At 70.5% G+C, this 22,675-nt stretch carries 15 protein-coding genes and 7 pseudogenes; 11 read left to right on the top strand and 11 right to left on the bottom strand.

Annotated features, from left to right (window positions below; all coding sequences use genetic code 11):
* Positions 1 to 9: 9 nt before the first annotated feature.
* The gene (locus OJ254_RS08715; RefSeq protein WP_265361875.1) at positions 10 to 462 is read right to left on the bottom strand and encodes a GNAT family N-acetyltransferase; all 453 of its coding nucleotides are present in this window, start codon (positions 460 to 462) and stop codon (positions 10 to 12) included.
* Positions 463 to 512: 50 nt separating this feature from the next.
* Positions 513 to 992, bottom strand: coding sequence for a MarR family winged helix-turn-helix transcriptional regulator (locus OJ254_RS08710; RefSeq protein WP_265365103.1), 480 nt, complete (start codon positions 990 to 992; stop codon positions 513 to 515).
* A 241-nt stretch (positions 993 to 1,233) separates the two neighbouring features.
* On the opposite strand from OJ254_RS08710, the gene OJ254_RS08705 reads away from it, so the two are divergent.
* A complete protein-coding gene (locus OJ254_RS08705; RefSeq protein ID WP_265361874.1) occupies positions 1,234 to 2,454 on the top strand; it encodes an MFS transporter in 1,221 nt (406 codons plus the stop codon).
* Positions 2,455 to 2,610: 156 nt separating this feature from the next.
* Entirely contained in the window at positions 2,611 to 3,123 is a 513-nt protein-coding gene (locus OJ254_RS08700; protein ID WP_265361873.1) for a GlcG/HbpS family heme-binding protein, read from the top strand.
* A 96-nt stretch (positions 3,124 to 3,219) separates the two neighbouring features.
* On the opposite strand, the gene OJ254_RS08695 is transcribed toward OJ254_RS08700, so the two are convergent.
* The gene (locus OJ254_RS08695) at positions 3,220 to 3,777 is read right to left on the bottom strand and encodes a DUF2269 family protein (RefSeq protein ID WP_265361872.1); all 558 of its coding nucleotides are present in this window, start codon (positions 3,775 to 3,777) and stop codon (positions 3,220 to 3,222) included.
* Positions 3,778 to 4,175: 398 nt separating this feature from the next.
* On the opposite strand from OJ254_RS08695, the gene OJ254_RS08690 reads away from it, so the two are divergent.
* The 4 genes and pseudogenes from OJ254_RS08690 (at position 4,176) to OJ254_RS08675 (ending at position 8,639) form a co-directional block, all read left to right on the top strand.
* Positions 4,176 to 4,811 carry an HAD family hydrolase gene (locus tag OJ254_RS08690; RefSeq protein ID WP_265361871.1) on the top strand — a complete coding sequence of 212 codons (636 nt, stop codon included), beginning with the start codon at positions 4,176 to 4,178 and terminating at the stop codon, positions 4,809 to 4,811.
* Positions 4,812 to 6,143: 1,332 nt separating this feature from the next.
* Positions 6,144 to 7,577, top strand: a pseudogene (locus OJ254_RS08685) (globin domain-containing protein).
* A gap of 100 nt (positions 7,578 to 7,677) precedes the next feature.
* On the top strand, positions 7,678 to 8,529 hold the full coding sequence (locus OJ254_RS08680; RefSeq protein WP_265361870.1) for a pyridoxamine 5'-phosphate oxidase family protein: 852 nt from the start codon (positions 7,678 to 7,680) through the stop codon (positions 8,527 to 8,529).
* Positions 8,517 to 8,639 (top strand): hypothetical protein, encoded by a 123-nt coding sequence (locus tag OJ254_RS08675; protein ID WP_265361869.1) that lies wholly within the window; start codon positions 8,517 to 8,519, stop codon positions 8,637 to 8,639. Before OJ254_RS08680 ends, OJ254_RS08675 begins: the two co-directional genes overlap by 13 nt.
* 74 nt (positions 8,640 to 8,713) lie before the next feature.
* On the opposite strand, the pseudogene OJ254_RS08670 reads toward OJ254_RS08675, so the two are convergent.
* The 5 genes and pseudogenes from OJ254_RS08670 to OJ254_RS08650 all read right to left on the bottom strand — a co-directional run bounded on the left by OJ254_RS08670 (position 8,714) and on the right by OJ254_RS08650 (position 12,753).
* Positions 8,714 to 9,192: pseudogene (locus OJ254_RS08670) on the bottom strand (NUDIX domain-containing protein).
* A gap of 161 nt (positions 9,193 to 9,353) precedes the next feature.
* A complete protein-coding gene (locus OJ254_RS08665) occupies positions 9,354 to 10,250 on the bottom strand; it encodes a LysR family transcriptional regulator (RefSeq protein WP_265361868.1) in 897 nt (298 codons plus the stop codon).
* Between the two features lie 379 nt (positions 10,251 to 10,629).
* Positions 10,630 to 11,639, bottom strand: a pseudogene (locus OJ254_RS08660) (cystathionine gamma-lyase).
* Between the two features lie 158 nt (positions 11,640 to 11,797).
* Positions 11,798 to 12,372, bottom strand: a pseudogene (locus tag OJ254_RS08655) (low molecular weight protein-tyrosine-phosphatase).
* Positions 12,373 to 12,375: 3 nt separating this feature from the next.
* A complete protein-coding gene (locus OJ254_RS08650; protein ID WP_261956660.1) occupies positions 12,376 to 12,753 on the bottom strand; it encodes a phage holin family protein in 378 nt (125 codons plus the stop codon).
* Positions 12,754 to 12,802: 49 nt separating this feature from the next.
* Between OJ254_RS08650 and OJ254_RS08645 the strand changes: the two genes are divergently transcribed.
* The 4 genes and pseudogenes from OJ254_RS08645 (at position 12,803) to OJ254_RS08630 (ending at position 15,843) form a co-directional block, all read left to right on the top strand.
* Entirely contained in the window at positions 12,803 to 13,120 is a 318-nt protein-coding gene (locus OJ254_RS08645; protein ID WP_265361867.1) for a cupin domain-containing protein, read from the top strand.
* A 226-nt stretch (positions 13,121 to 13,346) separates the two neighbouring features.
* Positions 13,347 to 13,570: pseudogene (locus tag OJ254_RS08640) on the top strand (DUF5326 family protein).
* A 975-nt stretch (positions 13,571 to 14,545) separates the two neighbouring features.
* The gene (locus OJ254_RS08635; RefSeq protein WP_265365102.1) at positions 14,546 to 15,316 is read left to right on the top strand and encodes an IclR family transcriptional regulator; all 771 of its coding nucleotides are present in this window, start codon (positions 14,546 to 14,548) and stop codon (positions 15,314 to 15,316) included.
* A 104-nt stretch (positions 15,317 to 15,420) separates the two neighbouring features.
* Positions 15,421 to 15,843: an SsgA family sporulation/cell division regulator gene (locus tag OJ254_RS08630; protein WP_265361866.1), complete on the top strand. Its 423-nt coding sequence runs from the start codon at positions 15,421 to 15,423 to the stop codon at positions 15,841 to 15,843.
* A 639-nt stretch (positions 15,844 to 16,482) separates the two neighbouring features.
* On the opposite strand, the pseudogene OJ254_RS08625 reads toward OJ254_RS08630, so the two are convergent.
* Positions 16,483 to 18,136 (bottom strand): annotated as a pseudogene (locus tag OJ254_RS08625) (YibE/F family protein).
* A 286-nt stretch (positions 18,137 to 18,422) separates the two neighbouring features.
* Between OJ254_RS08625 and thiC the strand changes: the two are divergent.
* A pseudogene (gene thiC, locus OJ254_RS08620) lies at positions 18,423 to 20,212 on the top strand (phosphomethylpyrimidine synthase ThiC).
* A gap of 130 nt (positions 20,213 to 20,342) precedes the next feature.
* Here thiC and OJ254_RS08615 read toward each other — a convergent pair.
* Both OJ254_RS08615 and OJ254_RS08610 read right to left on the bottom strand, forming a co-directional pair.
* On the bottom strand, positions 20,343 to 21,254 hold the full coding sequence (locus OJ254_RS08615) for a hypothetical protein (protein ID WP_265361865.1): 912 nt from the start codon (positions 21,252 to 21,254) through the stop codon (positions 20,343 to 20,345).
* A gap of 226 nt (positions 21,255 to 21,480) precedes the next feature.
* Entirely contained in the window at positions 21,481 to 22,545 is a 1,065-nt protein-coding gene (locus OJ254_RS08610) for a metallophosphoesterase (RefSeq protein ID WP_265361864.1), read from the bottom strand.
* Positions 22,546 to 22,675 lie beyond the last annotated feature (130 nt).

Genomic DNA, 22,675 nt, shown 5'->3' with positions numbered 1-22,675 from the left:
GTCCCCCGTTCAGAGCATCAGCTTGAATCCCAGGTGGGAGGCCTCGAAGCCGAGGCGCTCGTAGAAGCGGTGGGCATCGACGCGGGTGGCGTCAGAGGTCAGTTGCACCATCCCGCAGCCCAGCGCGCGTGATTCGGCGATGGCCCACTCGATGAGCTGGGTGCCGAGGCCGCTGCCGCGTCCCTCGCGGTGGACGCGTACGCCCTCGACGATCGACCGGGTGGCGCCGCGCCGGGACAGCCCGGGGATGACCGTGAGCTGGAGCGTTCCGATCGTCCGTCCTTCGCGCGCCGCGACGATCAGGTGCTGGTTCGGGTCGGCGGCCAGTGCCGTGTAGGCGGCGACGTACGGAGCCAGGTCGTCCGGCGATTCCCGGGTGGCGCCCAACGGGTCGTCGGCAAGCATCGCGACGATGGCGGGCAGGTCGGCCTCGGTGGCGCGGCGTATCTCGATGTCGCTCATGGGCGCGACCCTATGCCTCGGCATCTCCGCCGCGCCGACCTGGCCGCTGGTCAGTCCTGTGACGGGGCGAGGGTCTGAACCGCCGTGACCAGCGGCGCCAGCTCGGGCCGCTGTGCGGCCTCCTGCAGGGCCTCGCAGAGGGCCCCGTCATGCGTCGGCCGGGCCTCCACCAGGAGGGCCAGCCCGTCAGCCGTGACATTCGTATAAATGCCACGTCGGTCGTCGGGGCACAGGTAGCGGGACAGCAGACCGCGGTCCTCCAGGCGGGTCACGAGGCGGGTGGTGGCGCTCTGGCTGAGTACGACCGAGTCCGCGACCTGGTTCATCCGCAGATGACCGCCCGGCCCGTCGTGCTGCTCGCTGAGCACGTTGAGAACCGAGAACTCGCGGACGCTGAGGTCGTGCTGCGCCTGCAGAGCGCGCTCGATGTGCGACTCGATGCGGCTGTGCAGAGCCGAGAGCGCGCACCAGCCCTGAGCCAGGGCGGGGGTGGCCGCCGGCGGGCAGCCGGGCCCGGTCTCCGGGGCCACCGCGGTCACCGGGACCTCCGATCCCGTGGCCTCCACCTGCGGGGCGCCTGCTCTCGCGGCCTCCGTCTGCGGCCGAGCTTTCTGCTTCTCGCGCGTCTGCTGCGTCATCGAAGACCTCCTCATGGGGCGCACGACCCAGGATAGGACACCATCGAAATATCCAGCGCTTGCAATTAACCCGCGTCTGCAATTATTGTGGACGCTCGTAAGGGACGGACGCAATCATTCGAAGGGATCCGTCATGCCTCTCGCACTCCTGGCTCTTGCCATCGGTGCTTTCGGGATCGGAACGACCGAGTTCGCGGTCATGGGCCTGCTGCCCGACATGGCGGCCGGCTTCGATGTCTCCATCCCCCTCGCCGGATACGCGACCACCCTCTACGCCCTCGGCGTGGTCATCGGCGCCCCGCTGATGACGGCGCTCGGCACGCGCTTCACGCGCAAGCAGATGCTGATGGTGCTGATGGGCCTGTTCATCGTGGGCAACCTGCTCACGGCGCTCGCACCCAGCTTCTGGATCATGCTCGCCGGCCGGATCGTCTCCGCGTTCACGCACGGCGCGTTCTTCGGCATCGGCGCCATCGTTGCCGCCGACCTCGTCGCCCCCCAGAAGCGCGCCGCCGCCATCTCGCTCATGTTCAGCGGCCTGACCGTCGCCAACGTCGTGGGCGTGCCGGCCGGCACGATGCTCAGCCAGCAGTTCGGCTGGCGGACCACCTTCTACGCCATCACCGCGCTCGGCGTGATCGGCCTGCTGGGCATCATCAAGCTGATCCCGGCGCAGCAGGCGAAGGCCGCCTCGCGCCTCGGTAGCGAGCTCGCGGTCTTCCGCAACCCGCAGGTCGGTCTGGCGATGCTGATGACGGTCCTCGGCTTCGGCGGTGTCTTCGCCGCGGTCACCTACCTCGCCTCGATGATGACCGAGGTCACCGGCTTCGCCCCGTCCTCCGTCATCTGGCTGACGGCGATCTTCGGCCTCGGCATGGTCGGGGGAAACCTGGTCTCCGGCCGTTTCACCGACCGCGCCATGATGCCGATGCTGTACGTGTCGATGACCGGCCTGGCGCTCTCGCTGGCCGCGTTCAACTTCACCGCGCACAACAAGATCGCCGCGACGATCACCATCGCACTGATCGGCATCTTCGGCTTCGCGACCGTGCCGCCGCTGCAGAAGCGGGTCATGGACCAGGCGGCCGCCGCGCCCACGCTCGCCTCGGCCGGCAACATCGCGGCCTTCAACTTCGGCAATGCGCTGGCCGCTTGGCTCGGCGGGCTGGTCATCTCGGCCGGCCTCGGCTACACCGCACCCAACTGGGTCGGTGCGCTGATGACCGCCGCCGCGCTCGGTGTGGCGATATTCGCCTCCGCCCTGGAGCGGCGTCAGACGGGCCGTGGCCAGGTGGTGGCCGCGGGCGGCTCCACCACGGTCGCCGACGAGCCCATGGCAGCGGCGCACCTCTGATACCCGCGGCGGCCCCGTACGGCTGAGGTACACCGACCGACCGACTGCTCCGCACGGGCAGTGCAGCCCCGCAAGAAGCCCCGCAAGAAGCCCCACAAGAAACCTTGCAAGGAACGTCGCAAGGAATCCCGCAAGAAACCCCACAAGGAACCCCTCATGAGCACCTCACCTTCCTCCACGGCCTCGCCCTCCTCCACCGCCTCCTCTTCCACCACCGGCCCCAATGCCGCCTCCCCCGCCGACAGCGGCGCGCCCGTCGTGCGTCCGCTCACCACCCGCGATGCGGAGAGCCTCATCGAGGCCGCCGTGCGGGCGGCCGAGGGCACCGAGGTGCGGGGCAGCGTCAGCGTTCTGGACGCGGGCGGGCATCTGCTCGGCTTCCGTAGGGACGATGCGGCCGTGCTGATCTCCGGGGAGACCAGCACCCGCAAGGCCTTCACCGCCCTCCAGCTGGATGCGCCGACCGCCGACCTGGTCGAGCTGGTACGGCCCGACGGCCTCTTCCACACGCTGCCCACCGCGCTGGACCGGCCGCTGCTCTTCCTCGCGGGCGGGGTGCCACTCCACCGTGACGGGCGGCTGATCGGCGCGATCGGCTTCGGCGGCGGCGCCCCCGACCAGGACCACCAGATCGTCCTCAGCGCGATAGCGGAGGCGGGCCTGGAGTGAGCTGGGGTGAGCTGGAGTGAGCCGGAGCGGGACTGGACTGAGCGGGGGATGAAACGGCCGACCGGCCGCCCGTCTGCTGACGCCCGTGCCCGCCCGTCAGCTGACGCCCCTGCCCGCCCGGCCGTTCCCCGGCACCCGGCGGGCGCGGGCCCCGGCCGCCCGGTCCTCGCGAAGTCGGCGGCCGAGGCGGGTCGGTCCCCAGGGCTTGAGGACGGAGATCGCGGTGAGGAAGAAGTAGGTGGCCGAGGCGACCGCGGGTGCGATGACGAGGCCGATGTCGGGGGCCGGGATGCCGGTGGTGGCTTCGGCGGCGAGACGATCGATGCCCGGACGGAGTGAGAAGACCGACAGCAGCACCGTGACGAGCGTCAGCCAGAACTTGACGTAGACCCAGCGGTGCCGGGCCAGTCCCCAGGGGGTGCCCAGCGACAGCACCAGACCGGTGACCAGCGCACTGAAGGCGAGGGGGAGGACCAGCCAGTCACCGAAGACCTTCATCGCACGGTAGGCGACGGCTGCCATCTCGGGGGAGCTGGTGGTCCAGCCCGTGATGCTGAGCGCCAGCAGCCCGAGCGTGACACCGAGCCAGCTGACGGATGCGGCGACATGGAGGACGAGGAGGGCCCGGCGGGCGGGCCGGCTGAGCTGCTGCATACGGTCCACGGTCGTGGCCGGGCCCGTGTCGTACATCTGCCGCCGGGAGTATCCGCGTATACGCGTCCCTGAGTACGGCCCACATAGGCCCGCATCCGGCCCGCGGGTGCGGGTGCGGGTGCGGTTGCGGCGGTGGCGGTTCGCGGCCGTCGCCATCCCACTGCCTCTCAATGCCCGAGTCGCCTCGCTGTCCGACCTGACGTCTCCCTTGCCCGGCTCTGGCCCCAGACCCGGCTCCGGCCCCGGCCCCGGACCCCTCCACCCTCCCCCTCTACCTCGGCCCTCCCTCACCTCGCCCGCCCCCACTTCGCCCCGACCCTCGCCCCGCCCGGACCCGCAGCTGCCCCCTGCCCCCTGCCCCCTGCCCCCGTGATCGTGCAGTGGTTACGCTCCCCGGCATGGGGACGCTGCATCTGTTCGATATGGACGGGACCTTGCTGTACGGGTCCGCGGCCGCCGTGGAGATATCGCGGCAGCTCGGTCTCGACCGGGAGATCGCCGAGTTGGAGCGCCGGTTCGCCACGGCGGAGCTGACGCCGGTGCAGTTCGCGCAGTTGGCCTGCGACCTCTGGGCCGCCGAGCTGACCGAACTTCAAGTGGCCGCCGCCTTCGAGGGCGCACCCTGGCTCGCCGGAATTCGGGAGGTCTGGGCCGATATCCGTACCCGCGGCGAACGGTGCGCGGTGATTTCCCTCTCGCCCGGCTTCTTCGTCGAGCGGCTGCTGGACTGGGGGGCCGACACGGCGCACGGTTCACGCTGGCCCGCCGTGCCGATCAGGCGGCCGGTGAATCCGGCCGGCATCCTCTCGTCGGCGGCGAAGGTGCGGATCGCAGACGAACTCTGCGTGCAGTACGGGTTGACCCGTGACGACTGCGTGGCGTACGGCGACTCCATGTCGGACACCGCACTGTTCGCGGCGGTGCCCCGGTCCGTGGCGGTGAATGCCGATCACCACGTCAGTGACCTGGCTTCATTTGCCTACACGGGGCGTGATCTGCGGGAGGCATACGCATTGGTCCGTACCGGCGGGTAATTCCGTGCTTTCCGCGGCTGATTCACCCGTGTGTGCGCGAAAAATGCGCTCTGTGCTGAGGATCGCGGATATCGGAGGGGCGTGCGGAGTGTTCCAAGATCAGGGCTTGTGGTTTCAACTACTGCCGGTATGGTCGAGTCCGGCTTGGCGGGGTGAGGGCTTCCGCGGGCATGCAAGGACGCGGGCAAAGCTTGTCAGCGTAGCGGTGAAGTGGCCCGTGACACCCGGACTTCCGGCTGTTTGTCCGTTGTGGTGGGCTGGGTGGCATGCTGTTGACGCGGCATCTGCTCCACATTGTCGCAGGGGAGTGAGATTTGTCCGCTTTAGCGGGTGTTGCCGGAATCGCTTGAGTCGATTAAGAATTCCGGTCAGGGCGGGGGAATTCCGGGCAGTTCCGGTCTACGGAAGTGCGAAGACGACCGAAAGACGTTCGAGGCGAGGCAGACCATGGACGCTCCGACCACCACATCGGCCGATAGCGGCTCTTCTGGCGGCAGCAGCGGCGATTGGGGTTGGTTCACTCCGCCGGCGAAGAAGTCCTCCGGGGAACAGCCGGAGCGACAGGATGCCCGGGACCACCAGGATCCGGGCACTCAGGACAGTCAGCGCCGGGACGGCCGGGACCGGGACGGCCTGGACGGGAACGCTCCCTACGGAAGCGGCCGGGCCGAGCCTGAAGGCTGGGGCGAGGCCAACGGCCGGGTGAGCCCAGCGACCGGGACGAACGTGCCCATCACGGCGAACAAGGCGAGCGCAGCGAACACGCCTATCGCAACCAACCCGACCAGCGGGACCAACGCCACTACCGCGGCGAACAAGGCGAACGCGAACTACCACGGCGTACCGGACGGCCGTAATGCGCCGAACGTCCCGAGCTCCCCGCATGCCTCGAACGTTCCGCACCCTCCGAACGACCGGAGCGGATACCAGTCGGCCGGTCAACCCGATCCGGCCGGTAGGTACCGCCGCCGACCGTGGGACGGAGCCGCCGCAGGCTCCCAGCCGCACCGCGAGCCCCCCAACCCGTTCGGCGAACCCGACCCCGCGTACGGCGAACCCGACCCCGCGTACGGGGGCCCCGCCGCCCGTACGGCGACCCCGCCCCGGCATACCGGGGCCCCTCCCGCCCCTATGGCGAGCCAGTTCGTCATCCGGCTCCGGAATCCACCCGTCATCCGGCCCCGGAGCCCGTCCGTCGGCCGGCCCCGGAGCCCACCGGTCAGCCCGCCGCAGAGATCACCGGCCAGCCGGCTGCGGAGGCCGCGCGCCGCCCGCCCATGGAGCCGTCGCCGCCCCGTCCGTCCGTATGGGAGCGTGGCGCCGCCCGTGGCCATGAGCCCGAGCCCGTCCATCAAGCGGCGCGCCACACGACAGCGGCGCCCACCCACAGCGCCACCCCCGGCCCCGGTGATCCCCACCGCGGCGCGGCTGGCCCCGGCACCACCGGCCCCAGCACCCCCACCGGCAACATCCCACCGCCAACAGCCCCCTCAGCAACATCCCCACCCCAACAGCCCCCTCACGCACACCCCACCCCCGGTACCGCCGCTGCTCCCCCCGCTCCCCCGTTCCCCCCGCCCCCAGCCCTCCCTCGCCGCGCTCGAAGCCACCGTGTCCGAGGCGTCCGCTTCGCCCGACGCGATCCTCATCCGTCGCACCATGGCCGAGATCGAGCCCGTGGCCGACAAGGTCACCTCGTACTTCTACGCGCTGCTCTTCGTCCAGCACCCGGATCTGCGGGCCCTCTTCCCGGCCTCGATGGACACCCAGCGCGACCGGCTGTTCAAGGCGCTGCTCACCGCGGCCACGCACGTCGACGACACCGAGGTGCTCACCGGCTACCTCGCCAACCTCGGCCGCGGCCACCGCAAATACGGCACCCAGCCCGACCACTACCCGCGGTCGGCGAGTGCCTGCTCATCGCGCTCGCCCGTTACGCCACCACCAGTTGGGCCCGGAAACCGAGGCCGCGTGGGTGCGCGCGTACACCGCGATCTCCCAGATCATGATCGACGCGGCCGCCGAGAACGAGGCCGTGGCGCCCGCCTGGTGGCAGGCCGAGGTCGTCTCGCACGAGCTGCGCACGCCGGAGATCGCGGTGGTCACGGTCCGTCCGGACCAGCCGTACCCGTTCCTCGCCGGGCAGTACACCAGCATAGAAACGCCCTGGTGGCCGCGGGTCTGGCGGCACTACTCCTTCGCCTCGGCGCCGCGTTCCGACGGTCTGCTCTCCTTCCACGTGAAGGCGGTACCGGCCGGCTGGGTCTCCAACGCGATGGTGCACCGCGCCCGCCCGGCGACGTCCTCCGGCTCGGCGCACCGGCCGGTTCGATGACCGTCGACCACACCACCCGCAACGGCCTGCTGTGCGTCGGCGGCGGCACCGGCATCGCGCCCATCAAGGCCCTGATCGAGGACGTCGCCGACCACGGCATCCGGCGCCCGGTCGAGGTGTTCTACGGCGCTCGCAGCGACCACGACCTCTACGACCTCGACACCATGCTGCGACTGGAGCAGACCCACCAGTGGCTCTCGGTCCGCCCGGTCGTCGCCACCGGACCCGCGGTCCGCGGCGGAACCAGCAGCGAGACCGGTCAACTCCCCGATGCAGTGCGGCAATACGGTCCGTTCCGGGAATACGACGCATATCTTTCCGGGCCGCCGGGCTTGATCCGCAGCGGTGTGGACGCTTTGGTGGGGGTCGGCATTCCGTCCGACCGTATACGGCACGACTCGGTGGAAGAGCTGGTCTCGGTAGGGGATTGAGGTCTTGGCAGAGCACGGCGAATACGGGCCGACAGGGGAGGCGCGGGGTATGCGGGGTATGCCGCAAGGAGAGCGCCCCGGGAGCGACGGCGAGCACCTGGTGCAGCAGAGACTCGGTACGACCGAGCGCGCCGACCGCTTCTACCGCGACCAGGTGCTGGACCACCTCAATGCCCGTATGCGGGAGTTCGTCGGTCGGCAGGAGATGTTCTTCCTGTCCACGGCCGACCGGCACGGCGAATGCGATGCAACGTTCCGTGCCGGTCCACCCGGATTTGTGCAGGTGCTCGACGCGCGCACGCTGGCGTACCCGGAATACCGGGGCAATGGCGTCATGGCATCCATCGGCAATATCTCGGAGAACCCCCGCCTCGGCATCCTGATGGTCGACTTCACCCGGGACCGCATCGGCCTGCACGTCAACGGGCGGGCCCGGGTGGTGATGGACGAGGAGATGCGGGCCGGCCATCCCGCTCTGCCGGTCGATCCGGTCCCCGGCCGGCGCGCCCAGTTGTGGGTCGTGGTCGAGGTCGAGGAGGCGTACATCCACTGCGCCAAGCACATTCCGCATCTGCAGAAGGTCCCGCCGCAGCAGCGCGGGGCGCGGGCCTGGGGCACCGACGACTTCAAGCGGAAGGGCGGTGACTTCTTCGACGCGGCGGCCGAGGCGGACGACCGAGCGCCCTTCCGCCGCCCGGAGCGCAAGAACGAACACCTCCGGGGCGGCTTGCACGAGGACGCCCCGGCGAGGCACCGGTGGCGCACGGGACCGGAAACGAAAACGGAATCGTGCCCGGAAACGGAATCGGGGCCGCGAGCGGAAACGGAAACGGTTCAGCACTGGACGGCACCGCGACACCCGGCCGTCCCTCCCGGATCGCCGAGACCGGCTCATCGTCCAGTGCCCGGGCGGCCGCCGCCCCGGGCCGGGACGACTTCGTGGGGGAGCTGAACGCGGAGTTCCTCGACCGGGTTGAGCGGGTGCTGGCGCGTGCCCAGCCGCGTCGGCCGGCGGAGGACGAGCCGGAGTTCCGCGGCTGGTTCGGCCGACGCGACAGCTGAGGTGCCAACCCGGCCGCGGGTCCTGCACCCTGGGCTCACCCCGGGCCGGGCTCAGCGCAGGCCAGCCTCCCGGCTCACCCCAGATCCGGCGCGTGCATCGCCCGTACGCCCTCGATGTTGCCGTCCAGATAGTGCCGCAACGACAGCGGAACGACCTCGACGGAGGCGATGCCGACGCGGGTGAACGGCACCCGCACGATCTCGTAGTCGCCGCACGGCTCGTCGACCTCGGGGCCGTGCCGGCGAGTGGGATCCATGGAGTCGAGCCGGCAGACGAAGAAGTGCTGGACCTTCACGCCGTCCACCCCGCCGTCACTGAAGTGCTCGACGGTGTCGACGAAGACCGGAACCACGTCCTTGATCTTGGCGCCCAGCTCTTCGTCCAGCTCGCGGTGGAGCGCGTCGACAACCGTGGCGTCCTCCGGCTCAACGCCGCCACCAGGGTGATCCAGTACGGGGCCCGTCCCGGCTTGGTGCGTTTGATCAGAATCAGGTCCTCGCCGTCGAGCAGAATCGCGCGGGCGGTGCGTTTGACGACTGGCCGTACGGTCATAGTCGACAGATGCCGCAACCACGCCCTGGTGAAACCCCCGCCCCTCCACCACCAGTCACCGGGGCACCGCGGCTCCTCACCGGTCCATGGGCCACCGCAGCTCGTCATCGGTCCACCGGCCCCCGGCGGCTCGCCGCCGGCCGACCGATGCCCGCAGCTCGTCACCAGTCGACCGCGGACCGCAGCAGCCACTCGTGAGCCCGGGCGATATGCGGCAGGCCCAGCGTTCCGGTCCGCACGGCGAGGAAGTAGGTGCGCAGCGGGGGCACCGGAGGATCGAGCAGCGCCACGACCTCGCCGCACGCGAGTGCCTCGGCGCACAGGTAGCGCGGCAGCACGGCCAGCCCCGCCCCGGCCGTCACACACGCCAGCACCGCGCGGAGATCGGCGGTGATGACGGCGGCGGACGCCGCGGGCTTGGCGTCGAAGACCTCGGCCCAGTAGCGGGCGATCATCGGCAGGCTCTCGTGGACCTCGACGAGCGGTACGGAATCCAGTACGCGGACGCCGCCCGCCTGCAGCGCGTCCGGGCCGCCGAACTGCGCCGACCAGGACGGCGCGGCGATCAGTACGTGCTCCTCGTCGCACAGCGCGGTAGCGGTCAGCAGCCCGCCGCGTGGCCGGGTGGTGGTGACGGTCAGGTCGTGGTGGCCGGCCGCCAGCCCGGTCAACAGCTCGTCCGCGGAGCCGAAGGCGGTGCGTAGGGAGAGGCCCTGGGGGATGAGCGGAGCCAGTGCGGGAAGCGCGCGTCGGGCCATGAATTCCGGTGGCCCGGCGAGGTGCAGGGTGCGGGTGACGGATTCCCGGTCGAGGCCGGCCTCGGTGATCTCGGTGAGCGCGTCGAGGTGCGGTGCCACTTTGTGGGCGAGCTCGTCGCCGAAGGTGGTCGGTGTGACGCCACGGGCGCAGCGGAGGAACAGCGGACGCCCCAACTGGCGTTCCAGCGAGCGAATCTGGCTGGTCACGGCGGGCTGGGAGAGCCCGAGTAACGCCGCAGCGCGGGTGAAGGAACCGGCTCGGTGCACCGTGACGAAGGTGCGCAGCAGAGCCAGATCCATCCCGTACCTCCTGCGTCCCTCGGAAGCCTGGTCGCGGGCCAGCCATAAAATTGCGGATAGGGCTGTGTCTCTAGCGTGATTGGACACTGACGCTCAGTCAACTAGCCTTGTTCGAGCGGTTGGTTTCACGTGAAACATTCGGTTTCACGTGAAACACGTGGCGGCGCGCACCACGCAACCGCGGCCGGCAGGGTGACGAGGGGGGATACCCTGCCGGCCCTCTCATGTGATGCCCCGGGACTGGCCGTTGGGGGACCGCCCGTTCGGGGACTGGCTGTTCGGAAGCTGGCCGTTCCGACTCTCGCCGCCAGCGCCAGCGCCAGCGCCAGTGCCAGCGTCAGGCCAGTTCGCGTGAGCCGATTCCGCCGCTAGTGGCAGATCATCCCGCGTTGCCCGCACCGCCCGCACTACCTGCACTGCTCGCATCGCCCGCGTGGGCGGTGTCCAAGGCGCGGAGGACGTCCGCGATCAGATCGTCCGGGTCCTCGATGCCGACCGAGAAGCGGATGAAGCCCTCGGGAACGGCGTCGCCGCCCCAGCGGGCCCGGCGTTCGGCGGTGGAGCGCACACCGCCGAAGCTCGTGGCGTCGTCGACCAGGGTGAGGGCGGCCAGGAAGCGTTCCGCGTGGGCCCTGTCCGGGAGGGTGAAGGACACCACGGAGCCGAAATGCCCGGGGCGCATCTGGCGCGCGGCGAGCGGGTGGGCCGGGTCGGCCGGCAAGCCGGGGTGGCGCAGGCCGGTGACCTCGGGACGGTCGGCCAGTGCGGTGGCGAGCGCCAGGGCGCCGGCCGACTGCTGGCGGACGCGTAGCGCGAGGGTGGCCAGCGAGCGGTGCGCCAGCCAGCTCTCCATGGGCCGGGGATCGCGCCCACGGTCTTGCGCCACTGCCGTACGGCATCGGCCAGCGCGGCGTCGCGGGTGCTGACATAGCCGAGCAGGACGTCGCCGTGCCCGGTCAGTGCCTTGGTGCCGCTGGCGACCGAGAAGTCCGCCCCGAGGTCCAGCGGGCGCTGGCCGAGCGGCGTGGCGAGGGTGTTGTCGACCGCGACCAGGGCGCCGCGCCGGTGAGCCTCGTCGGCGAGCCGGCGGACATCACACACATCGAGGCCGGGGTTGGAGGGTGTCTCGATCCACAGCAGCCGGGCGCCGTCCAGCACGTCGAGTTGGGCGTCGTGTGCGGTCGGGGCCGTACGGACCTCGATGCCGTAGCTCTCCAGCCGGGCCCGGACGGCGGGCAGCAGCTGATAGCCGTCGCTGGGCAGCACGACGGCATCGCCGGAACGCAGCTGGGAGAAGAGGACGGCGCTGATCGCCGCCATCCCGGAGGCGAACGCGACGGTGTGCGCGGTGCCGTCCGGGGACTCCAGCTCCCCGATGGCGCGTTCCAGATGGGTCCACGTCGGGTTGGTGTCGCGGCCGTAGGTGTACGGGCCGGAGGCGTCGCCGGGGAGGTGGTAGTGGGCCGCGAACACCGGTCCGGGCAGCGCCGGTTCGAAGGCCTCCGGCTCCGGGAGCCCGGCTCGTACGGCGCGGGTGCCGTCGCCCGTCATGCGCTCTCCTTCTCCTGCGGGTGGTACGGGCCCTGCGCGGGGCGTCGGTCGTCGGGCTCCGGTGTGCGCGCCGGGAGCAGCGTCCGTTGGGTGAGCGCGGTGCGGACCTCGGCCAGCAGGCCGTCGCTCGCCGCCTCGATCATCTCCAGGCACTCCTCGAAGCCTTCGAAGCCGCCGTAGTACGGGTCCGGGACGTCGAGGTCGGCGGCGGCCCGCACCGCGAACGAACGCAGCAGGCGCACCTTGGCGGCGTCCTGCGGTGTGGGGGCCAGCCTGCGGAGTTCGCGCAGATGGCCGGAGTCGAGGGCGATCACGAGGTCGAGGCGGGCGAACCAGGAGGAGCGGAACTGCCGGGCGGTGTGGGCGGTCGGGTAGCCGGCGGCACGCAGGACGGCGACCGTGCGCGGATCGGCACCGTCGCCCTCGTGCCAGCCGCCGGTGCCCGCGCTGTCCACCTCCACCAGGCCGCCGAGTCCGTCTTCCGCGACCCGGGCGCGGAAGACGGACTCCGCCATCGGCGACCGGCAGATGTTGCGGTGCAGACGAAGCAGACGCGGTACGGAACGGTCAACGGTCAGTCCTCGTCGGGAAGGATCACGTGCATCGCCCAGGAGACGACCGAGACGATCACGCCACCGAGCACAGCCGTCCAGAAGCCGTTCACATGGAAGGCGAGGTCGGCCTTGCCCGCGAGCCAGGAGGTCAAAAGCAGCATCAGCGCGTTCACGACCAGCGTGATCAGGCCGAGGGTGAGGATGAACAAGGGGAGGGACAGCAGCTTCACGACGGGCTTCACGATGAAGTTGACCAACCCGAAGATCAGCGCCACGAGGATCAGGGTGAGTATCTTGCGGCCGGTGTTCTCGCCGGTCAGCGTGATGTCCTTGAGTAGCCAGATGGCCACGGCAAGCGCCGCGGCGTTGGCGATCGTCTTGACCAGAAAATGCTTCATGGTGAGATCGTCGCAGACGAGTGTGAATCATCAGAGGGGTGCGAACGGCATGAAGGCTTTCAGGCTGGAGGAACTGGAAGCAGAGCGGGTCGCGAACGACGGCGCGTATCTGCAGTTCATCCGGGAACGCAACATGTCGGTCGGGCTGTACGCGCTGGACGCCGGCAGCATCGATCCGCAGCAGCCGCACGCGCAGGACGAGGTGTACCTCGTCGTCAGCGGCCGGGGATTGATCACCGTCGGGGCGGAAACGGAGCAGGTGGCGCGTGGCAGCGTCGTCTATGTGCCGGCCGGGGTACCCCACAAGTTCCATCACATCAGCGAGGATCTGCGGGTGATGGTGGTCTTCTCTCCTCCTGAGAGCTAAGGGTCGGGGCCCCGAACCCGTAGGGGACGAGTCAGGGTCGAGCCGGGGATACGAGGCCCCCACGGCGGTGTCCGGCGCCCTAGCATCGTGGGTGATGGAAGAGCCTGAAGCGGCAGGAGCGCGGCCCGCGGACGGTGCCATCGGCGCTGAACGCAGCGCACCGGACAGATAGCGCGGTACGGACAACGGTACAGACAGCGCGACCGACAGAAAGCAGGGCAGAGCAGTGGCTGGTAAGGGGATATTCACCGGACTTCCGTGGTGGGTCACCTGGGTTGTGGTGCCGTCGTCCTGATCGTGGTGTTCGGCGGCCTGATCGCCTCCGCGCTCCACTTCCTGATCGGCCTGCTGTTCAAGGTCCTCATAGCGGCGGCTCTGATCGCGGGGGTCATCTACCTGGTCCGCCGCTTCACCGGCTCGTCGTCGTCCTCGTCGAAGACCGACTGGTAAGCCACGGGTCTGCGCCGCCGGCCGCCGCCACCGCGGCGGCCGCGCGTGTGTGCGTCCTTCGCCCGGGCGCTCACTTGCGGGCGGCAGCTCTCCCCTCAGCAGTCGCCCACCCGGGCACCCGCTCCCTCGTAGTGGTCCGCCCCCGGGCATCCGCTTGCCCGGGCGGGCGACCACCTGCCACGGCGGGCCCGGGACGAGGATCGCCGAAGGCGAAGGCGCGCTCCGAACCGAACGCGACCTTGGACGGACGTGACTACGGACATGACTACGGGCGAACGTGATCCCCGGACGGACGTGACGGACGTGACGGGCGCGACCCGCGGGCGCGACCCCGGACGGGCGTGAGCCTGTGGCGGGCGTGACCTCGGACGCACACCGCCAGGCATGCACACCGCCAGGCATGCACACCGCCAGGCACGGACACCGCCAGGCACGAACCTCGTCAGACGCGGGCGCCGCCAGGCACCGACGTGGCCCTGGGCGGGCGTTGCCTCGGGCGGAGTGGGTACGGGCGACCTGGGTACGGGCGATGTGGAGCCTGGACGAGGTGGCCTACATGAAGGTCGGGACGGGACCGAGGTGGTCCCGGATGGCGGTGCCCTGCCCGGCAAGGGGCGAACGCGACCACCCCCGCCGCATCAACTCCCCTCGTGATCGCCGCTGGGCCAGGCGGGTTAACTCCCCCGGCTTTCGGCCTATCGACGCGACGGGCGGAGCTAGAGTGCGGTCCGCAGACGTCTTCCGGATGGTGACGTTCCGCATGTTGACGTTCGAACGGTGACGCCCGGACCGTGATGCCCGGGCGGTGGCGCGCGGATGTCGTGATGCGGAGGGTGAGGTTCGGGAGGCGCTGCATGAGGCGAGGCCGGGACGGGTGTCACCGGGGGACGGGAGACGCATGCGGGCGCGGGAGCGGTTCCCGCGACCGGGGTGCCCGGGCCCGTGGCGCGCGGAACCTGGGGGTTGGCGTTGGCAATGGCGAATGGCGAATCCGGCTCTCACCCCACCCTGATCGGATCGGTGCAGCGGGCGCTCCGGTTGCTGGAAGCGGTGGGGGCGCACGAGGACGGGGCGCCCGCCAAACAACTCGCCAGAGAGACCGGGCTGCCGCTGCCGACGACGTACCACCTGCTGCGGACCCTGACCCACGAGGGGTATCTGCGCCGGGAGAACGGCGTGTTCGTCTTCGGGGAGGCGGCCGAAGCCATCGGCCGGGCAGGAGCCAGGCGCCGGCAGCGGGCCCAGATCTCGGAGGCGCTGGCACTCGCGGGCCGGGAGTTGGGGGCCGCCGTCTACTTCGCCGTCTACCGCGAGGGTGAAGTCGAGGTCGTGGCGGTGACCGACGACCCGGAACGGCCACCCGTGGAGGAGTGGGTCGACTTCCGCAGCACCGCCCACGCCCACGCGATCGGGCAATGTCTGCTCGCTCAGCTTGACGACGCGACGAGGAAGGAGCATCTGGCCCGCTATCCCATGCAGTCCATAACCCCGTTCTCCCTGGAAACCGAGGACGATCTGCTGCGCCGCCTGGATACGGTGCGTCGCGAGCAGGTCGCCTACGAGCGCCAGGAATATGCCCTCGGCACGGTCTGTTCGGCCATTCCCGTCCAGGTCGGCGCCGCCGCGGCGGCCCTGGCGGTCTCCCTGCCGGCGGAAGAACTGCATCGATTGCGGTCCGTTACGGATCGACTACGAAAAATGGCGGAGGCGACACTAACGACACTCGCCTTCTCTATCAGTATCTGAAAACTCACTCCTTGTGATCTGCCTGCGCCTGGCCGACGATGGCGTCAATAGGGCTATGGGGGATGTTTCCCGGCCATCTCCGATCAAGTGCGGGGCAGTGGTTGATGACCGACACAGTTCAGGCAGAAGTGATCATGAGCTTCGTCGTCTCCGAGGAGCTTTCGTTCCGGATCCCGGTGGATCTCGACTTCGACAGCGCCGATCCGTATGCCGTCCGTCTCACCTTCGACCTGCCCGGCGATGCGCCCGTGACCTGGGCGTTCGGTCGTGAGCTGCTGCTGGACGGGCTGAGTCGGCCGTCCGGTGAGGGTGATGTGCGGATCGAACCGGCCGGGCCCGCGCACCTCAGCGACGTCTTCATCAGCCTTCAAGTGGGCCTCGAGCGCGCCCTGTTCCGGGTCAGTGCGGCGCCCCTGGTCGCCTTCCTGGACCGTACGGACCGGCTCGTCCCGCTGGGCAAGGAAGAGGTCTGTGACACCCTGGAAGCGGTGCTGGACCAGATCCTCACGGAGGCTCCCGCCGGCTGACCCGCCCGCGTCCCACCGGCCGTGCCCAACCGCCCCCGACCGCGGGTCGCGCCCACTTGGCCGCGATCCCGGTCGCGCCGGCCTACTGCGGCCCCGGTTCATCCCCTCTGGCTGTGACCCCAGTCCGTACCCACCTGGCGGCGGCTCGGTTCGTTCCCACCTGGCTGCGGCCCGGGTTTCGCCCCTGTCTGGTTGCGTCCCGGTGCGTACCCACCTGACCGTGCCTGACCGTGTGACCCGGTGCGTTCCCGACTGGCTGCGGCCCTGGTGCGAGCCCACTTGCCGTGGGCCTGGTCCGCGACTACGTGGCCACGACCCCAGCCGCACCCACCCAGTTGCGCCCGCCCCCCGCCCGCCGCCCGCCCGCCCGCCCGCCGCCCGCCTGACCGCCTGCCTGCCTGCCCGAGTCGCCCGAGTCGCCCGAGTCGCCCGAGTCGCCCGAGTCGCCCGAGTCGCCCGAGTCGGCCGAGTCGGCCGCGTCCCGCGTGCTCGCGTCCCGAGCTTTGGGGCCCTCGTGCCCTCGTACTCGCGTCCCCGGGTTCCGGGTTTCCGCGTCCGTGGGTGCACCGCGTTCTGGGGCTCCCGCGTCTCTGGCCTCCGGGCCTCAAGCCCCAGCTCCCGGCTCCCGCCCCGCCCTGCTCACCGCCTACGTCGTCTGCCGCGGCCTCCGCGGTGACCGGAGCCGGCGCGGGGGGTGGCTCTCGTTTGCCCTGATGCCCCGGTCGTCTCCTGCGTCCCGTAGGGGTCCGGTGGGGCTGCCGCACTCCGCGTTCCGGGGATACCCGGCGGGGTGGCGGGGCCTCGCGTGCCAGGGGTTTGCGGTGGGGCCCCCGTGCCCCGCCTGCCCGGCTTTTTGCGGTCTGCTGCGACGACCAGGGCCGCCAGTAGCGTCGTCAGGGGGACCGAGGCCACCAGGCCGATGCTGCCCACCAGGGTGCGGACGATTTCCTCGGCGACGACCTCGCTCGTGGCGACCGTGCTGACGCTGCTCTGTGCGATCGAAAACAGCAAAAGCAACGGCAGGGCGGCGCCCGCGTAGGCCAGTACGAGGGTGTTGACGACGGAGGCGATGTGGTCCCGGCCGATCCGCATCGCCGCGCCGTACAGCTTCCGCCAGCCGGCCGACGGGTCGGCCTCCCGTAGTTCCCAGATCGCCGCGGTCTGGGTGACCGTCACATCGTCGAGCACGCCCAGCGAGCCGATGATGATCCCCGCCAGCAGCAGACCGCGGATCTCGATGTTCGGATAGAGGCCGTGTACCAGGCCCGTGGTGTCGTCCGTATTGCCGGTCAGCAGCGCCCAGTTGATGAACACCGACCCCAGCAGCCCGATCAGCAGCAGCGAGGCGAGGGTGCCCAGCACCGCGACCGAGGTGCGGGCCGTCAGGCCGTGGCACATGTACAGCGCGATCAGCATGATCGCGCTGCCCCCGACCACCGCGACCACCAGCGGATCGGAGCCCTGCAGGATCGCCGGCAGGATGAACAGCGTCAGGACGACGAAGCTGGCTGCCAGTGCCACCAGCGCCAGCACCCCGCGCAGCCGCCCCACGACGATGACCGCCAGGGCGAAGATCCCCGCCAGGATCCACATCGGCACGGACCGGTCGACATCGCTGACCGAGTACTGGAGTTCCTTCGGCGCCTTGGGGGAGTAGGCCACCACGACGTCCTGCCCGGTGGAGTAGTGCCGGAGCGCGTCCGGCGTCACCACCGTCTGGAAGGTGCGTCCGGCGTTCTCGCCCGTGGTGACCTTGATCGTCGCCTGCTGGCAGGGCTTTCCCTTCGCCGCTCCCCGGTTGGCTGCTGCCCGGTCGGCGACGGTGGCTGGGGCTGCTGCTCGGCATGTACGTCCGCACAGTTCACCTCCGCCACCTTGATCACGCGGGCCCGTTCCGTGGGCTGGTCGAAGCCCACCCCGGACGGTTTGTGCGGGGCGCACCGCCCGGCCAGAGCACGACCAGGCCGACCGCCACCGCGGCCGCGAACGGAATGAGCACCGCCGCGATCACCTTGCGCAGATGCCGGGAGACGGGCGCGGCCGGCCCGTGGCCATGCCCGTGGTTGTGGCCATGCCCGTGGCCATGACTGTGCCCGTGCCCATCGTTGTGCCCGTGGCCACGGCTGGGCCCGTCCTCGCCCTCACCCCCATGCCGGCCGGCCTGCTGACCAGCCTGCACGCCGGCCTGTGGACCAGGCCGTGGCGGTCCGGACTGCGGACCAGGCTGGGGCGGCCCGGACTGCGGACCAGGCTGGGGCGGGCCGGGCTGAAGGTGGGGCTCGTGAGTGCTCACCGCCCGATCATTGCAAGATGTCCGGCTGCCCTCGCACGACGGGCGGCCGCTGTCGGCGCTCTGTTCCGCTATCGGCGCTTCGTTCCGACGGGCCCCCTGTTCACTCCGCGGCATCGGCCGCTACCGTGGTGCCACCTTTGCAATCGCGGGAGCTCGGAGCACCGGGCTGAGAGGGCGCTGACCTTCGTCCCAGCTGTGTTTCACGTGAAAACACCAGCGGACGGATACGGCTGCGTCGACCGCCGAACCTGTTACCGGGTAATGCCGGCGTAGGGAGTTGGGTCTTATGACTCTGCAGGATGCACGCACGCCCGAAAGCGGAAGCGGTGCCAGCGGCGAGCCGAAGGAGATCGGCTGGCACAAGGGCTATGTCTCCGGATCGCGCCCGGACCTGCGGGTACCGGTCCGGCGAGTGCACCTCACCAACGGCAAGGACGTGACGCTCTACGACACGTCAGGGCCGTATACCGACCCGAACATCGAAACCGACGTCCGCCGTGGCCTGGCGCCGCTGCGGGAGAACTGGATCATCGCCCGCGGCGACACCGAGGAGTACGCGGGCCGGCCCCTGCGGCCGGAGGACGACGGCCTCAAGCACACCTCACGCGCGGCGGCCTCAAGAACCTCGACGCGGTCTTCCCCGGCCGCCCGCGCCAGCCGCGCCGCGGCCGTGACGGCGTCGCGGTCACCCAGCTCGCGTACGCGCGGCGCGGTGAGATCACCGCGGAGATGGAGTACGTCGCCCTCCGCGAGAACGTGAGCCCCGAGTTCGTACGCGACGAGATCGCGGCGGGGCGGGCGGTGCTGCCGGCCAACGTCAACCACCCGGAGATCGAGCCGATGATCATCGGTAAGAACTTCCTGGTGAAGGTGAACGCCAACATCGGTAATTCGGCGGTCACTTCCTCCATCGAGGAGGAGGTGGAGAAGATGACCTGGGCGACGCGCTGGGGCGCGGACACGGTCATGGACCTCTCCACCGGCCGCAACATCCACACCACCCGCGAGTGGGTGCTGCGCAACTCCCCCGTCCCGATCGGCACCGTCCCGCTCTACCAGGCGCTGGAGAAGGTCGACGGCAAGGCGGAGGAGCTGACCTGGGAGATCTACAAGGACACCGTCATCGAGCAGGCCGAGCAGGGCGTGGACTACATGACGGTGCACGCCGGTGTGCTGCTCCGCTACGTCCCGCTCACCGCCCGCCGCAAGACCGGCATCGTCTCCCGCGGCGGCTCGATCATGGCCGCGTGGTGTCTGGCGCACCACAAGGAGTCGTTCCTCTACACGCACTTCGAGGAGCTCTGCGAGATCCTCGCCTCCTACGACGTGACCTACTCGCTCGGTGACGGCCTGCGTCCCGGCTCCATCGCGGACGCCAACGACGAGGCGCAGTTCGCGGAGCTGAAGACGCTCGGCGAGCTGAACACCATCGCCAAGCGGCACGGCGTACAGACCATGATCGAGGGCCCGGGCCACGTCCCGATGCACAAGATCAAGGAGAACATCGACCTCCAGCAAGAGATCTGCGAGGAGGCGCCGTTCTACACGCTCGGCCCGCTGACCACCGACATCGCGCCCGCCTACGACCACATCACCTCCGGTATCGGCGCGGCGATGATCGCCTGGTGGGGCACCGCGATGCTCTGCTACGTCACGCCCAAGGAGCACCTGGGCCTACCGGACCGCGATGACGTCAAGACCGGCGTGATCACGTACAAGATCGCGGCCCATGCGGCGGACCTGGCCAAGGGGCACCCGGGCGCCCAGGAATGGGACGACGCGCTCTCCGACGCGCGCTTCGAGTTCCGCTGGGAGGACCAGTTCAACCTGGCCCTCGACCCGGACACGGCACGCGCCTTCCACGACGAGACGCTGCCCGCCGAGCCGGCCAAGACAGCGCACTTCTGCTCGATGTGCGGGCCGAAGTTCTGCTCCATGAAGATCAGCAGGAGCATCACGGAGCAGTTCGGCGGCGACGCGGACGCCACGCCCGAGGAGGTCGAGGCGGGGATGCTGGAGAAGTCGAAGGAGTTCGCGGCAGCCGGGAACCGGGTGTACCTGCCGCTGGCGGACTGATCGGCTGACGGCGTGTGGTGGGGGCCCAAACAGGGCCCCCACCTCCGCCTCCCCCACCGATTCCGTCGCCCCGGGTCCTGGTCCGCCCGTGGTCCCGGGTCCTGATCCGCCCCGTCGTCCGCCCCGGTGCCTAGTCCGCCTCCTCGTCCGGCCCCTCGTAATCCGGGCTGGTGAAGTCCGGGCTGGAGTAGCGCGGGCGGGAGGCCGACGAGCCGCTTTCCGGGCTGGTGAACTCGGGACGGGAGTAACCGAGGGTCGGGATGCGGCTCTCGGAGACCGGGGTGCGGCGGGGGACGTAGTGGACCGGGTCGTCGTCAGGAGTGGCCGTGGGGTCGGCGAGCGCCTCGCGCAGAAAGGGCAGCAGTCCGCGTTCCAACAGGGCGCGCCGCCACGCCTCCCGGGCCTGGTCCAGGGCCTCGTACAGCTCGTCCACTCTGGCGGACTCGGCGGACGGGCCGTTGCGCAGTGCGGTGACGACCAGGCAGGTCATCGCGACCAGGGAGCCGGCCGCGGCGAGCGCCGCGAACACCCAGCCGACGCTGATCAGCGGCTGCGCCAGCGACTTGTCGGGGCTGACCGCGCGCAGGACGTAGCCGATGACGAGGAAGAGCACGGCGGCGATACCGGCGAGGACCGGGGCGAGCACGGTGACCACCGCCGCCAGCCCGGCACCGGTGTTTCCGGCCCCGATGACGGCCGGGTCGGTGGCCGGTCCCGTTCCCCCGTCGTCGCCCTCCTCGTGCTCCTCGTGCTCCCCGACGGGCGTCACGGGGCCGGACGCCGGGCCGGATGCGGCCGGTGCCGGTGTCCGCAGCTCGGCACGGAGCTGGACATAGCGCTGATATTCGGCCGTCGCGCAGGCGGCGATGGCGGTGGTCGCGCTGAGCGCCATCGTGCGCAACTGCTCGTTGTTCAGATGCTTTCCCGTGGCGGCGGTGAGGTCGTCCGGGCGGTATTCCGCGGTACGCAGCGCCTCATCAAGGAGCCGCGCGAATTCCGCGCGGTCCTCGTTCAGCAGGTGCGGAGCGCTGTTCATGTGCATCCCCCGATGCTCCGTAGGGCCGTACGGCCGGCGTGGGCCGGGCAGTGGGCGGAAACGGAGGAGAGCCTGCTACGGATAGACCGATGGTAGAGCGACTCCGGTACGGGGTGACAGAGAGTTTGCGGAAATTGAGTAACCGCCCGACCGGATTCCGCCGGTGTCTCCCCTCGTTCCCGCCCCGTACCGGCCGTCCCGCCGGTCGGGGGGATACCTGCCCCGGGAACGCTCAGCCAGTCAGGGGGAGTTGGACGACCAGCAGCTTTCCGGCCATCGTGATGCCGCCGTCCATGGCGATGGCCAGCCCGTCGGCGTAGACGTGCGGACCGTCGACGGCGATGCCGTCGCCCTCGCCGTCCTCCGTGCCGACCTCGCCCAGGAGGTACGGGATCGGGCTGTGGCCGTGCACGACACGGTCGCCGCCGTAGGCGTCGAGGAGTTCGCGCACGGCCTGCGAGCCGGACTCGTCGCGGAAGGCGAAGCGCTTGGTGAACTTCCGGAAGAGGTCCCAGACTTCGTCGGCGTCGCTGCGGGTGAGGACGTCGTGGACGGTGTCGTTGACGGCCTCGATGGAGTCGCCGTAGTCGAGGTAGGCGGTGGTGTCGGAGTGCACGAGCAGATGCCCGTCCTCCTCCATCACGGCGTCCAGTCGGGCCATCCACTGCAGGTGGTGGTCCTCCAGGCGGTCCATGTCGGTCTTCTGGCCGCCGTTGAGGAGCCAGGCGGCCTGGAACGAGGCGGTGCCGGCACCGGACTGCACGGGGGTGTCGCCGAACCGCTTGGCGCCCAGCAGCAGCAGCTCGTGATTGCCCATCAGGGCCTTGCAGTAGCCACCGGCCGCCGCGGCCTCCGCGGACAGCTGCATGACCAGGTCGATCACGCCGATGCCGTCCGGGCCGCGGTCGGTGAAGTCGCCGAGGAACCACAGGCGGGCGTTGCCGGCCGCCCAGCTGCCGTCGGCGTCGATCAGGCCCTCGGCGGCCAGCGCCTCGCGCAGCTCGTCGTAGTAGCCGTGCACATCGCCGACGACGTACAGGGGGCCCATGCCCTCGGGCGCGTCGGAGCCGTTGGCCGGCTCGGGGACCGGCGCGACGGACGGCTGGTCGATGAGCGTGTCGGTACGGCCCGGGGTGACGACCGGAAGGTCGCGCGCGGTCGGGGTGTAGTCCTCGGGCAGCTCGACCGGCGGCGCGGCCGGCGGCACCGAGGGGGGCGCGGGGGGCGGCGCGACCGGGGGACCGGCGGGCAGATGGAGCGGCGGGCCGGCCGGTGGCACGGGGGATCCTGCGGACATTCCGGGCGGTTGAACGGACGCCGGAGCTTGTCCACCCATGGTCCACACCATGGGCCCCTGACTGGCCCCTGAGTCATCGACCCCTCCACCGTTGCGCCGCCGTGCACCTCTCGGACCTTGCCTGGTCGAC

This window comes from Streptomyces endophytica (assembly GCF_026153355.1).
Taxonomy (GTDB): domain Bacteria; phylum Actinomycetota; class Actinomycetes; order Streptomycetales; family Streptomycetaceae; genus Streptomyces; species Streptomyces endophytica.
The sequence above is the reverse complement of the archived record's forward strand: the minus strand, read 5'-3'. Positions and strand labels throughout refer to the sequence as shown.